This is a genomic window from Nocardia sp. TBRC8007, from assembly GCF_056629435.1.
In genome coordinates, this window is the sequence record NZ_JBWSOR010000032.1 from 1 (window position 1) to 14,688 (window position 14,688).

The 14,688-nt window shown below is 64.3% G+C and carries 6 protein-coding genes; 1 reads left to right on the top strand and 5 read right to left on the bottom strand.

Features of this window, described 5'->3' with window-relative positions:
• The 4 genes from ACX4ZE_RS18695 to ACX4ZE_RS18710 all read right to left on the bottom strand — a co-directional run.
• A partial coding sequence (locus ACX4ZE_RS18695) for an IPT/TIG domain-containing protein (protein WP_480274748.1) occupies nt 1-523 on the bottom strand: 523 nt, incomplete at its 3' end.
• Nucleotides 524-1,371: 848 nt separating this feature from the next.
• Entirely contained in the window at nt 1,372-2,640 is a 1,269-nt protein-coding gene (locus ACX4ZE_RS18700; protein ID WP_480274749.1) for an IPT/TIG domain-containing protein, read from the bottom strand.
• Nucleotides 2,641-2,971: 331 nt separating this feature from the next.
• Nucleotides 2,972-11,449, bottom strand: a complete 8,478-nt coding sequence (locus ACX4ZE_RS18705) for an amino acid adenylation domain-containing protein (RefSeq protein ID WP_480274750.1) — start codon at nt 11,447-11,449, stop codon at nt 2,972-2,974.
• 1,140 nt (nt 11,450-12,589) lie between these two features.
• Complete coding sequence (locus ACX4ZE_RS18710) at nt 12,590-12,955, bottom strand: YybH family protein (protein WP_480274751.1); 366 nt, start codon at nt 12,953-12,955, stop codon at nt 12,590-12,592.
• A 97-nt stretch (nt 12,956-13,052) separates the two neighbouring features.
• Here ACX4ZE_RS18710 and ACX4ZE_RS18715 point away from each other — a divergent pair, with 97 nt between their 5' ends.
• Nucleotides 13,053-13,970 (top strand): LysR family transcriptional regulator, encoded by a 918-nt coding sequence (locus ACX4ZE_RS18715; RefSeq protein WP_480274752.1) that lies wholly within the window; start codon nt 13,053-13,055, stop codon nt 13,968-13,970.
• A gap of 30 nt (nt 13,971-14,000) precedes the next feature.
• Here the strand turns inward: ACX4ZE_RS18715 and ACX4ZE_RS18720 are convergent, their stop codons facing one another.
• Nucleotides 14,001-14,645 carry a GNAT family N-acetyltransferase gene (locus tag ACX4ZE_RS18720; RefSeq protein ID WP_480274753.1) on the bottom strand — a complete coding sequence of 215 codons (645 nt, stop codon included), beginning with the start codon at nt 14,643-14,645 and terminating at the stop codon, nt 14,001-14,003.
• Nucleotides 14,646-14,688 lie beyond the last annotated feature (43 nt).

The window sequence follows — 14,688 nt, forward strand, 5'->3', positions numbered from 1 at the left end:
TCCCTATGTCGGCGATGAACAGGGTGCTGCCGGAAACGGTGATATCCGTAGGGGCCCCCAGTCCGGTCACCAGAGTGGTCGGCGTGCCACCGGTTGTCGGCACCGTCGACACTCGGGGGCCCGTGAGCTCGCAGATGTAGAGGAGGTTGCCGACCCGGACGAGACCTTCGGGACTGTTCAGTCCGGTTGCCAGTAAGGTCGGGATGCCACCGGTCTGCGGCACCGAATACACATTGCTGAGGTTGTCGGTGAAGAACAGCAGGCCGCCGCCGTTGTAGGTGTAGGGCAGGGGATTACTCGTGCCGTTGAGCAGGGCGGCGACGGTGACCTCGACGGTGCCGGTGCCGGGTGGGGCGATGGCGTTGATCTGGGTGTCGGAGATGATGGTGAAGGTGGTCGCCGTCGCCCCGAACCGTACGGTCAGTGGGCCGACGCCGGCGAACCCGCTACCGAAGATCTGTACCGTGTTGCCGCCGGATTCGGGACCGGAACTGGGGTTGAGTGAGGTGAGCACAGGAGCCATCGTGGGCCTCCGAAAGAGGAAAGTTGTTGTTATACAATGGATGTCGAGGAAATCGTGTCACCGATGTATCCAGTAACCCATGGGCGGTGGAGGTTTCGCAACATATCCCTGGTGGCTGTTTCGCAACAATCCCCAACCCGTCCTCGTCTCATTCTTGGACCTTGGACTGGCCGGTCGCAGGAGACGATAGTGGTGGTCCGGCGGTGGGTAGTGCGGGACCACCGCCACTTTTCGCCGCGAGTCGCACGATGCTTATCGGCCCTTGAATGGTGTACACGAAGCGGCGACCCAGGGCGTGTGATGTGAGAGTCATCGAGGCGGCAGTCGACGATCAAGAGCCTCTCAGATGTTCTTCGAGTATTTGAGCGATGAGCGGAAGTACCTGCGGCTCGGTCGGTTCGCCATGGACGACCGCGATATCGTGGTTGATGATGCTCCCGGTCACATAGGGTTGCCAACCGGCCGGGCCGCAGCAGGCCGGGGTCGAGTGAGGTGAGCACAGGCGCCATTGGTGGCAGTTCCGCAACAGTCCCCGATCCGTTAGTGGCGTGGGAACATCACCACCCTCCACCGCGAGTCATACGATGCCTATCGGCCCTGATATTCGGATCGGAATCGATGTCTGGTTGGAGTGCACCCCAACCAGACATCAGGCGTGGGCGAACCGGTATGTCTGGCGGAATGCGACTCACGGCGATGGATGGCGGTGATTTCACGCGGGCGAATAGCGTTGCTGCCCAGGCCGGCCCGACTCCGATTTTCGCTACAGCAGCCAGTCCTTGGACTGTGTGGTGACGGTCCGAGGGGATGTCAACTGTGCCACACAGTCCAGTGGTCGGGGCCAGCGCTCAAATCGTGATCCCGAAAGCGGTGGTGGGGCTGGTGGCGATCACGGTGGGGGTCGCGGTGCCGGTGATCGGTGCCGACACCACCTGACTGGTGCTTGAGTCGGTGATGAACAGAGTGCTGCCGGATGCGGTGATGTCGTTAGGAGACGCCAGTCCGGTCACCAGGGTGGTCGGCGTGCCGCCGGTGACCGGCACTGTCACCACCCGAGAGGCCGATTGCTCGCAGACATAGAGGAGGTTGCCGACCCGGACGAGACCTAGGGGACTGTCCAGGCCGGACGCCAGCAGAGTCGGGGTGCCCCCGGCCTGCGGTACCGAATACACATTGCCGTTGACCGAGATGCCGTCGGTGAAGAACAGCAGGCCACCGTAGGTATAGGGCAGCGCGTTGCTGGTGCCGTCCACGGAAGTGACGGTGACCCCGACGGTACCGGTGCCGGGTGGGGCGATGGCGTTGATCTGGGTGTCGGAAACAATGGTGAACGTGGTCGCCGTCGCCCCGAACCGCACCGTCAATGGACCGGTGAACCCGCTACCGAAGATCTGCACCGTATTGCCCCCGGATTCGGGACCGGAAATCGGGTCGAGCGCGGTGAGTACCGGTGGAGCCAGCAAGGCCGCCGCGATCGGCGCGAACCCCGACTGGGTCGGCACCCCGTCGGTGATCCCGGAGACACCGGTGGGGCTGGTGGCGATCACGGTGGGGGTCGCGGTGCCCGTGATCGGCGCCGACACCACCTGACCAGTACCCGCGGTGGCGATGAACAGGGTGCTGCCGGAAACGGTGATGCCTCTGGGGAACGACAGTCCGGTCACCAGAGGGGTCGGCGTGCCACCGGTGGTCGGCACCGTCGACACCCGGCCGGCCAAGAGCTCGCTGATGTAGAGGAGGCTGCCGACCCGGACGAGCCCGAAGGGAACAACCAGCCCGGACGTCAGCAGGGTCGGTGTACCTCCGGTCTGCGGCACCGAATACGAATTGGTGCCGACATCGTTGAAGAACAGCAGACCTGCGCCGTCGTAGGTGTAGGGCAGGGGATTACTCGTGCCGTTGAGCAGGGCGGCGACGGTGACTTCGACGGTGCCGGTGCCGGGTGGGGCGATGGCGTTGATCTGGGTGTCGGAGATGATGGTGAAGGTGGTCGCCGTCGCCCCGAACCGTACGGTCAGTGGGCCGACGCCGGCGAACCCGCTACCGAAGATCTGTACCGTGTTGCCGCCGGATTCGGGACCGGAACTGGGGTTGAGTGAGGTGAGCACAGGAGCCATCGTGGGCCTCCGAAAGAGGAAAGTTGTTGTTATACAATGGATGTCGAGGTGATCGTGTCACCGATGTATCCAGTAACCCATGGGCGGTGGAGGTTTCGCAACATATCCCTGGTGGCTGTTTCGCAACAATCCCCAACCCGTCCTCGTCTCATTCTTGGACCTTGGACTGGCCGGTCGCAGGAGACGATAGTGGTGGTCCGGCGGTGGGTAGTGCGGGACCACCGCCACTTTTCGCCGCGAGTCGCACGATGCTTATCGGCCCTTGAATGGTGTACACGAAGCGGCGACGCAGGGCGTGTGATACGGGAGTCATCGAGGCGGCAGTCGACGATCAAGAGCCTCTCAGATGTTCTTCGAGTATTCGGGCGATGAGCGGAAGTACTTGCGGCTCGGTCAGTTCGCCATGGGCGACCGCGATATCGTGGTTGATGATGCGCCCGGTCACATAGGGCTGCCAGCCGGCCGTGCCGCAGCTGCCGGAGGCGTCGATGGTTGCGCTGAAATACACCATGTCGCCGTCGAATACCGGACGTCGGTAGTCCGATCTGCTCTGCGCCATCGTGTTGTACGACCGGGTCATCCGCTCGATAGTGCTCGCGCTGATCTGCGATGTATCGCCCAGCTGTGCCCGGACCAGCTCGGCGGCCTCCTGCGCGGATGCCTCGGTGGGCACCTTGCGGATATCGAGGATCGAGCTGAAGACATTGACTAAGCCGCCTGCGGTGAGCTGCTCGATGCCGTCCTCGTCGATGTCGGCGGAATCTGTGTCGAGCAGCGCCAGAACACCGACGGCGGCGCCTGCTTCGATCAGCTTCGCCGCGATCGCGTGTGCGATGAGACCGCCGAACGACCACCCGAGCAGATGGTACGGCCCGGCAGGCTGCACCGCGCGGATCTCACGGAGATATCGATCGGTGAGTTTCTCGATCGAGTGCGCCTGCGCTTCGTGGCCGCTCAGCCCCGGTGCTTGCAGTCCGTAGATCGGCCTACCCGGAGCCAGGGCCTCCGCGAGTCCCGCGTATTTCCAAGCTATTCCGGACGATGGGTGGATGCAGAACAGCGCGGGCTCAGAGCCGCCGAGCCGGATCGGCAACAGGACATCGAACTCGAATCCGCCGTGGGTCGTGTCTGTGGCCGCGGCCAATTCGGCCACGGTGCGGTGCCGGAATACCTGCTGCGGGGTGCAACCGATGCCATGCCGCGCTGCCCTTGTCACGAGCCGCAGTGCGGCGATGCTGTCGCCACCGAGAGCGAAGAAGCAATCATCGGCACCGATTTTGTCGCGACCGAGCAGCTCCGAGTAGATGGCGGCGAGAGTTTTCTCGACCGGTGTCGAGGGCGCTCGATACGCCGGGCGCTCTGCGGTGAATTCCGGTGCGGGCAGGGCTGTCCGGTCGAGTTTGCCGACCGCGTTGAGTGGGATCGCATTCAACACTACGAAGTCAGACGGGACCATATATGTGGGCAATACGGCAGTGACGATGGCGCGCAGGCGCGCGACGTCGAGCTCGACGCCCTCGGCGGGCAGTACATACGACACCAGCGCAGTCGCCCCCATCGGGCCGGTGCGACCGATCGTCACCGCGTAGGAGACTTGTTCGTCGCGGCTGAGCACGGCGTCTATCTCACCGAGTTCGATCCGCATACCGCGGATTTTGACCTGGAAGTCGCTGCGGTTCAGGTATTCCAGTTCGTAGGCGCCGTCACGCACGGTAACCCAACGCACCAGGTCGCCGGTGCGATACATTCGCTCCCCCGGCTCGCTGTAGGGGTTGGCGACAAATCGTCCCGCAGTCATCCCGAATCGGTCGCGATAGCCACGGGCGAGTCCGGGACCGGCCAGATACAGTTCGCCGGCGACGCCGATCGGCACCGGGCGCAGCCAAGTGTCGAGCACCATGCATACGGCCCCGCGGATCGGCCTGCCTATGGTGATCGGCTCGCCAATGGCGAAATCGGTGCGGCTGGTCGCCCAAGTACTGAACTCTGTCGGACCGTACAGGTTCGTTATTCGTCGCCCGGCCGCCCACCGCTGGATCAGGTCCGCTGTCGTGGCTTCGCCTCCTACGGCGAGCACTCGCAGGTAGTCGAGGCCGGCGGGGTCCATCGTGGCCAGCACCGACGGTGTGACCGCCGCATGAGTGACCCGCTCGGTACGCAGCAGCCTGTTCAAGACGGCTCCTCCATAGACATCCGGCGGTGCGATCACCGAGCTGCCGCCCGCACCATGCGCGGCCAGCAGCTCGAAGACCGAGGCGTCGAAGCTCGGCGTGGCCACATGCAGCATTACCGCCGTCGAATCCAGTGCTAACGACTCCTTTTGATTCGCAACCAGATTCGCCAGCCCGCGATGACTGAGCAACACCGCCTTCGGCGTTCCGGTGGAACCCGAGGTGTACATCAGGTAGGCCGCTTGGTCGATATGCAGAGGTCCACCCCGCTCCGCATCGGTGATCGGTGTATCGGCGACCGCCATGACCTCGTGGACCGTATCGGCGTCATCGAGCAACAGCCAGTCGACAGTGCCAGGCAGCTTCGCGCGGATAGCGGTCACCGTCACACCGATCCGCGCTTTCGAATCGGTGAGAATGTACTCGATCCGGCCGATCGGGAAGTGGATATCCAGCGGCATAAAAGCCGCGCCCGTCTTGGCCAGTGCCCACACCGCCGCCACCGATTCCAGTGAGCGTGCCAGGGCGAGTCCGACGCATATTTCCCGCCCAGCGCCACGGCGCAACAAGATCCGGGCAAGACGGTTGGACCATGCGTCGAGTTCGGCGTAGGACATCCTCGTCTCGCCCACGCTCACCGCGATCGCATCGGGGTCGATGCGCGCTCCGGCGTCGAGGATCTCGGGCAGCGTGCGCGGCAGCACGGACTCCGGTCCGCGAACCGGCAGCAGGGCGGCACGCTCCGCGGCGTCGCAATACTGCAGCTGGGACACCCGAACATGCGGGTCGCCTGCGAGTTGTGTCAGTAGCCAGTGGACGCGATCCAGCAGTGGACGCGCCGTTTCGGGCGCGAACTGGTCGGTCCGGAATTTCAGAGTGAGCCGCACCGTGTTGTGTCCGGCACTGCCCCGGAGCGGGACAGCCATCAGGTTCAGCGGATACGGCGTCGCGTCGATGCCCGCGATGTCGAGTACTCGCATACCCGCGACCTCCAACGCCTGTGCCAAAGCTTCCCGATCGACCGGGTACGACTCGAAAACGGTGAGTGTGTCGAATAATTCGGCGAGGCCTACCGTCTTGTGGATGGCGGTGAGCCCGATGTACTGGTGGTCTATCAGTCGCGCTTGCTCACTGTGCAGGCGGGACAACAGGTCGGCCACCCGTTCAGCGGGATCGAACCGCACGCGTACCGGTAGCGTATTGATGAACAGTCCGATCATGTCTTCGACATCGGCGAGCTCCGGAGGCCTGCCGGATACCGTCGTGCCGAAAACCACATCTGTTCGGCCGGTGAGCAGCGTCAGCACCATCGCCCAGCCCGCCTGCACCATTGTGTTGACGGTGATGCCGAGATCACGTGCGGCTGCTTCCATCTGCTCGGCAGTATTCCGCGACAGATCGATGGACACCATCCCGGTATTGCTCGAACCGGTTTCGGTTGCGGACGGGAGCACCAGAGTCGGGGCTTCGATACCGGCCAGGTACCGGGCCCATACAGCAGTCGAGGCAGTGTGGTCCTGCTTGCGCAACCAGGAAAGAAACTCACGGTAGGAGTGCGCGGGAGGGAGCGCGGCGGCGTCCCCGTAGCTGACATACAGCGTCAGCAACTCGCGCACGAGCAGTGGAGTAGACCAACCGTCCAGCACGAGGTGATGATTGGTCAGCACGAACCGATACCGTTCGGCGGCAGTGCGCACCAGCGTGCAACGCACTAGCGGCGGCTGGTCCAGCTCGAATCGGATGTTCGCCTCCGAAGCGGTCACTCGGTCGAGTTCTCGCTGCCGATGTTCGGCTTCGGTGATCCCGGTCAGGTCGATCTCCTGCCAAGAGAGGTCGACGTCGGTCAAGACGATTTGGCGAGGCCCGTCGCCGGTCTCCACGAAGGCGGTCCGCAGGTTGTCGTGTCGCGCCAGCACAGCCTGCACAGCGGTGCGCAACCGTGCTGCGTCGACTATGCCTGCCAGAGTGAACAGCGACTGCTCCGTATAGCCGTCAGCGCTGTCAGGGTCGTAGCGCGCGTGGAAGAACAGGCCGTACTGCAGTGGTGCGAGTGGCCAGACATCAAGGAGATTCGGATAGCTGTGTTCCCACGTATCGATCTGTGCCTGGGTCACCGAGACGAGCTCGAAGTCGCACGGTGTGTGCCCGCCTGCGTTCATGGTCCTGGCGTGGTCGGCCAAAGCGCGCAGCGCGGCTGCCCAGAGGGCGGCGAGCTCTTCGACCTCGGCCGCGTCGAGCAGCCGGGAGGCGTAGGTCCAGGTCGCTTCCAGGCTGGTGGCGGTGCGCACGACATCGATGTCGACTACTGCGGGCAACGGAGCGCTAGCGTCGCGTGTTGCCGCGAAGCGGCGCGGCAGCCAGGGTTCGGTGGTGTCGCCGCTCGGCGCCCGGCCCAGATAGTTGAAGCCGAGTTGTGGGGTCCGCGCGTCCGCGAGCTCATCGCCGGTGTCCGAGTTCAGGTAGCGCAGCATGCCGAAGCCGATACCTTTGTCCGGCACCGTTCGCAGCTGTTGTTTGGTGGTCTTGAGCGCGGCGCCCGCCGCTGGACCGCCGGCGAAGGCATTGTCGAGGTCGATACCTGTCAGATCGACGGCCACCGGATACACACTGGTGAACCAGCCTACCGTGCGTGCGATATCGGCGCCGGGCAGGACGACCTCCGAACGGCCGTGGCCCTCCAATGTGAACAGGCACGACCTGCGGTCGCGCCAGCGGCACACCGCCATGGCGAGCCCGGTCAACAACACATCGTCGGCACCACAATGAAAACGGTCCGGCACTGTGGTGAGTACTGTTTCCGCGATGTCCGGTGCGATATTGGTCCGCCTGTCCGCTCTGGTGGCGACGGTGTCGACGGTCGGATCGAGCGGACCCGCGCCGATCGGCGGATCGGGCATGGACAGAATGTTTTGCCAGACCGGCAGTTCGCTGCCGCGTCCGGCCGCGTGCTCCAGTTGCCCATACGCCCACCGCCGGAAAGAGGTGCCGACCGGAGCGAGGGCGCCACCCATAGCGCTGGTAGCCAAGTCCGGCAACAGGATCCGCCACGAGACGCCGTCGGTCACCAGGTGATGTAGTACGAGCCAGCACAAGGGAGCGGCCTCGGCGCGTTCGATCAGCACGACGCGCACGACGATCCCGGCCTCGGGGTCGAGTAGGTCTGCGGCACGGTGCAATTCGCGTTCGCAGATTCGGTCCGTGTCCGGACCCGCGGATACGAGGTCCACCAGAGTATCCGCTTCGACCGCTCCTGGCTCGGCGACAATCCATGCCCAGCCGTGCTCGGTGTTCCGTAACCGACTACGCAGTAGGTCGTGGTGATCGAGGAGGGTTTGCACAGCCGCGACCAACCGGGTGCGGTCGACGCCGAGCGGAAGCCCGATCAAGGCGGCCTGACCGAATCGGTGCCAGGTATCCGGCTGGTCCAGCATGGCATGCACGATCGGTGTGAGCGCCACAGTGCCGATTCCTCCGCCAGGCAATTCGGATACCGGAGTACGGACCTCGGTGACTATCGCGGCGAGCGCGGCAACGGTCTTCCGTTCGAACACATCTCGTGCGCGGAAGCCGATCCCGGTGGCCCTTGCCCGCGAGACCAGTTGGATGGACAGGATACTGTCACCGCCGAGGGCGAAGAAGCTCTCGTCGACGCCTACCGAGTCCAGTCCGAGTACCTCGGCGAACAACGCGGCCAGCACCTTCTCGCGGGAAGTCGAGGGCGGTCGGCTCATGCGCGTTTTGGTACTGAAGTCGGGTTCGGGCAGTGCCTTACGGTCTACCTTGCCCAGCGGCGTCAGCGGAATGCTATCCAACACGACAATCGCGGCAGGCACCATGTAGGCCGGAAGCGCTGCGCCGGCAGCTGCTTCGAGCGCTTCTGGACGTACTGTGGCGTCGGGTACGGGCAGCACATAAGACACCAACACGGTGGCACCGGAAGCTGTCCGGACACCGAGAGTGACCGCGAAATCGATGTCCGGATGGCGTTGCAGGACAGCATCGACCTCGCCGAGCTCGATACGGAACCCGCGCACCTTTACCTGGAAATCGCTGCGGCCGAGGAAGTCCAGTGCCCACCTGCCGGAGCTCGTGGTCCAGCGCACCAGATCGCCGGTACGGTACATCCGCTCGCCGTAGGCGTACGGATTCGCGACGAATCGGCTCGCGGTGAGGCCGGTGCGCCGATGGTAACCACGCGCCAGGCAGACACCGGCAAGGTAGAGCTCACCGATGGCGCCAGGAGCGACTGGTCTCAGCCAAGGGTCGAGTACAACCGCGCGGACACCGCGAATGGGGCGACCGATGGTGACCGGAGCGGCTGGTGACAGTGCGTCGCTCAATGTCGCTGTGACGGTGGTTTCGGTAGGCCCGTACGCGTTCAGGAGAGTACGGCCGGACCACAGGGTCGCCAGTTCGGCTGGACAGACATCGCCCCCGACGATGACTGTGCGCACGTCGGGCAGTACTGCCGGATCGAGAGAACCAACCACCACCGGCGTGGCATTGAGATGGGTGGCGTGGTGCGCGCGCAGGGCTTCGGCCATCTCCTCTCCCGCGTACGCCGATGGTGGCACAACAGCGAGCGTCGCACCGGCGGCGAACGTGGCCAAGATATCCCCGACCGCGACGTCGAAGCTCGGTGAAACGGCTTGCGCCATGACCGAATCGGGATCGAGGCCGAAGGAACAGACGGAACTCGCGACCATATTCGTCAATCCCCGATGCGTGACCAGCACACCTTTGGGCAATCCGGTTGACCCCGATGTGTAGATGATGTACGCCACATGATCCAGATGCACTGTGGCCCGCCGCGCGGTGTCGTCGATCGGTGCGGCGCTCTGCGCGGCGATGCTTCGCTCAGTCGTTTCCTCGCCGAGGAACAACCAGTGCACATGTTTCGGCAGAGCTTTTCGCTCGGCCGACACGGTGACGCCGAGTTCGGCCCCGCTGTCGCCGATCATGTACGCGATCCGGTCGGCTGGATATGCCGGGTCTATCGGTACGAAAGCGGCTCCCGACTTGGCCACGGCGAGCATCGCGAGCTCCCACTCGGCCGACCGCGGAATAGATATCGCCACACTACGTTCCGGCCCGGCGCCGGCAGCGATCAGCAGCCGCGCCAACTGATTGGTGTACCTGTCGGAGCGGCGGTAGGTCAGGCTGGTCGTGCCGCTGCGGACCGCGATCGCCTCAGGGGCGATCCGGGCACCGGCCGCGAAGATATCGGATAGCGTGCGCGGTGTGACGCTCACCGCTCCACGCGCAGGCGCCAGCTCGGTGCGTTCCGCGTCGGATACGACAGTTATCCGGGACAGCGTCGTATCCGGACCGGCAGCGAGGAACCGGTGTAGGAACCGCAGGAATCGACTGTGGTACGCGGCCAGCTCGGTGTTGCCGTACAGGTTCGCGTTGCCTTGGAAATCGATGTGGGTACTTCGCACGACATCCGGTTCGGAATACAGATTGACGTAGAGGTCTTTGATCGGCCCAGCGGTCAGTGCGCGCACCCGCCCTGTGGCCGCGCCGAACCGCACCCTGGTGTCCGCCAAGATCAGGTTCACTGACGGACCGAACGACGTGAACTCGTCCATTGTCCTGCCGAGGTCGCGCAGGATGTCCTCCTGGCGATAACGTTGGCGACGCAGCGCGCCGGTCAGCTCACCCCGCGCGGCGCTGATCAACGCGCCGACGGTGCCGGCCGGATCCAGAGTGAGCCGTAGTGGGACGACATTGGCGACCATGCCACCGGAGCGCCGCATAGCCGCCGTCGTGCGCGCGGAAACAGGTAAACTCAACACCACTTCCGGTGCCCCGGTCATCGCGGCGAGATAGGCACCGAACGCGGCGACCATAGTGGGCGCCACCCCGAATGTGGTCGCCTTCGCCACGACTGCCAGTAACTCCGCCGTGTCCTGCGCCAAGACACCCTCGACCCGGCTGGGATGTGCGTCGACTTCGGCGCAACGACCCGCGAGACTCACCGGGGCGGCCATCCCTTCGAGGTGTCGCAGCCAGTATTCTCGGTCGGCCATGAAACGAGCGGAACCGCGGTACGCCAGATCGGCCTCGACGATTTTCTCGAGGTCTTCGGCTTGACTGGTGGGTGGCCTTCTCCCCTCGACCGCTGCGGTATAGAGCTCGCCGACGCGCCGCGCCATGGTCAGTCCGCCCATGCCATCCAGTGCGATGTGATGAATCCGCCAGTACCAGAACCAGCGATCGTCGGCGATCCGCAACATAACCGCGCAGGCCAGCCGATCATGCAGCACATCGAGCGGTGTGCTGTACTCGGTGCGCATCCAGGTGTGTGCGGCGGCCTCAGGGTCGAGTTCATCGCGCAGGTCGATGATGTGCACCCTGCCGTCCAGAGTGGTGTCGACACACTGGAGGGGGTGGCCATCGGTTTCGATCAGGCGCAGATAGCCGGTGCCGAATTCACGCCCGGCCCGGCGCGCTGCCGATGCCAGCCGGTCGAGGTCGATCGGGCCGGTCAGGTCGATGTACTGCGCGATGGAGATGGGGATATCGCCCACGACGTGCTGGGCGAACCAGATTCCGCGCTGCGCTGCCGATAGTGGGAACGCTCCCTTCGGCAGGCCGATGCCGATATCGGTAGATAGAGCAGAGGACTGTTGCATGACGAGACCTTCATCCTGCCCGCGCCGTAGCTCTCCGGGCCTGTTACCACCGGTCGGCTAGGACAGTTGTGGTAGGGCGGAAGTTTCGTGCCGAGCCGGCATGGTGCGCGTTGCCGGTGAATTACCGATACCGCGTGTCGTGGCCATCTTCGGGTCGTGCGGCAGTATCGAGCAGAGCGCAGATCGGGCAGTCTACGGGCAGACCCGGTCATCGGTACGTCCGAACTCGCGAAGCAGGGGTGCGACAGCGAACGGCCTTTGCGCGCAGGGTGCTCGACCGTGTCGACAGCCCGTTCGCCGACGGCCGATTTTGTTTGCGGAATGATAGCGATAGCGACCTGATGCTTCGAGTACATATCAATCGGGCACAGCGGTCGCACCAGGTGATCTACCCGACACCCCGACTCGACGTCGATAAGCTGGGAGTCCGCCACTGCCGCGCCGGGGTCGACCGCCGCGACGGATTGTGCGAGCGGCGGCATGCGGAAGTTATCGACTAGCGACTCGGTCGGTCCATGCATGTCGTGGTCCCGAAGCCTTGGCCGAGAGGTGTCCTGTGGAACTCTCGATCTCGTCTTCCACCGGGAACTTCAACCATAACTCCCAGTCGCGCATCGACGCACGTAATGGACGGACAAAACTCGGCCGAGGGTAGGGCGGGCGACTACGGCCGGGATGCTTCCGGTGATACGGCGCCATGTCCTCGAGGAGGCCAGGCCGGGTGCCCGACACGCAAACATGCTCGCCTCGTGCGTTCCGGGCATGCGCCCAGCCGCGCGACGGCGTCGCCCCGCTCGATACGGCGGTCGAGCGGGGCGGATGTGGCGGCTAGCGCACAGCAATAGATATTTCGGTAGCTAATCTGTTGCTATCGTGGCAGGCAGTGTCATCGCCTGTTCATCGGGATGGAAATCCACTCACTACGCGGGTGTAGCTCGATACAGTTTTGTCGATCGAGTTGCTTGCTTCCGTCCCTACCCGAACGGATTTCGCGACTTTCGCCTACGCACCGGTGAATCCGACACTCCTTCCCGACAAAGCGGTCGCGGTAGGACCCAGGAAATCCGCTAGCGCTGACCGTTTGTGCTGCCCGACGCTACGCTCGGCAGTCTTCGGTTTCGCGAACTCGCTGACACGGAGTCAGCTAGTGGGCGGGACGAACTCGGGTTGGTCGAGCAGACGTAGCCAGCTTCCGTCCGGTTGGCGCCGGACGACCTGCGCTCTGGCACCGGCTCCGTCCTTCGGCGGGGTCGAGGTGAGGGCGATACCGTCGCTGATCAGCGTTGGCAGCGATTGTTCCGGCTCGAAGTGGGGACGGTCGGCGAGCACCTTCTCCCATAACGTACGGATCGCTGCCCGGCCCACCGTCTGTTCGCCTGGTGGGTAGGCCATCACCGCTTCTTCCTCGTACAGTGCGGCGACCCCGGCCGCATCACCTGCATTGGATCGTTCGACGAACAAGCGGGTGATGTCTTCGGGGCGCATAGCCTTCTCGTACTCCTGCATGGGTTCCTCCTGTCGTCGGTTTCAGCACGGCTCAGTCTTGCCGTCCATCATTGAGAAGTAAAACAGATAGTTCGTATAGTTACTAAAATCTGTAGTTATGGATCTGAGGCAGTTGGAATACTTCGTCGCCGTCGCCGAAGAGAGGAACTTCACCCGGGCAGCCGGTCGGGTGCACATCAGCCAATCCGGCGTCAGCGCTCAAATCCGCCAGTTGGAAAGGGAACTCGGTGCCGAGTTGTTCGATCGGTCGGCGCGTGCGGTCACTCTTACAGTCGCGGGGAACGCCGCGCTCGAACACGCCCGTGCCGCGCTCGCCGCCGTTGAGGCGGTCGGCCAGGCAGTAGGCGAAGTGATCGATCTGATCCGAGGCCGGATCACCCTCGGGATGGTTATCGGCTGTACCCTCACACCGCTGTTCGATGCCCTGACCGCCTTCCACCAGGCGCATCCTGGTGTGCAGATCTCGCTGGTAGAGGACAACTCCGAACGGCTCATCGAGAAGGTACGTGCCGGCATCATCGACCTGGCACTCATCGGGGCTGCTACTGCCACCCCTGAAGGGCTGGACGCGCTGACAATCATCAGTGAGCGACTCGTCGTGGCAGTCCCAGCCGGGCACCCTATGGCGAAACGGCGGCGAGTCACCTTGCGTGACGTGGTCGCTCACCCGATCGTGTGCATGCCGCCCGGCACCGGTCTGCGCACGGTATTCGACCAGGCCTGCGCCGCGCAGAACCTCCATCCCACGATCGCGTTCCAAGCCAGCGCCGCGGACGCCATCGCAGACCTCGCCTCCCGCGGGCTTGCCGTCGCCATCCTCAGCGACTCCATGGCTACGCACTACCGCGACCAGCTCACCGCCCGCACCATCGAGGATATCGAGACGCCCGCATTACTCGCCCTGATCTGGAAGAGCACGCACAGTCCTGGAATGCGAGAGTTTCTCACATACAGTCGGCGAGCATTCGCTGAGTTCGAACCTACTCAGCAGGAACACCTTTCGCCGACACCGTGATACCGCACGGCGGCGTCATTGTTGTTCTGTTCAGACCCCGAAGAGCGACAGGCACTCCGCCAGCCCGCTCACTTCCACCGGCACGCTCCGATGAGCTTCCCATCCGGCGCGAGTCAGCCGCAGCCGCCGTAGCACCGCCGGTTTTCCCCGTACCGCGTGCACCTCGAACCCGTCGTGCTCGTACCCGAGTTTGCGGGAGACCTTGTACGAGCTCGGGTTGTCCTCGAACGCGCTCGATACCGCCGAATCGGCCCCGAGCCGGGCGAAAGCCAACTCCAAAACCGCGGCCCGCATCTCCGTTCCGATACCTTGGCCGTGATAGGTCCGGCCGAGCCAGGATCCGGAGTTCACCTCGGAGCAGACTGCGAAGTCTTGCGCACCGACCGACTGGGTACCGACCACCTCCCCGTCTCGGAGCACGACGAGGTTGAGTGTCCATGCGTCGGCCTGCCAATCAGCCCAGCATCGCCAGTGCCATCGCAGCACCCGCTGCGCACGTTCGTCCGGCCCGGCATCCGTCCACTCCGCCGTGAACGGCTGCACCGCTGGATCATGCACTCCAGCGGCGGCCAGCCCGGCAAGCGCGCCCAGATCCTCCATGCCGGGCAACCGCAGTTCCAGTCGCGGTGTCCGGATCCGCAGTCCGGCCAGAGGCCAGTGCGATGTCAGGCTCATGCCTGTCATCATGGCCGATGGACGGTTTTCATGGCCACAAGGT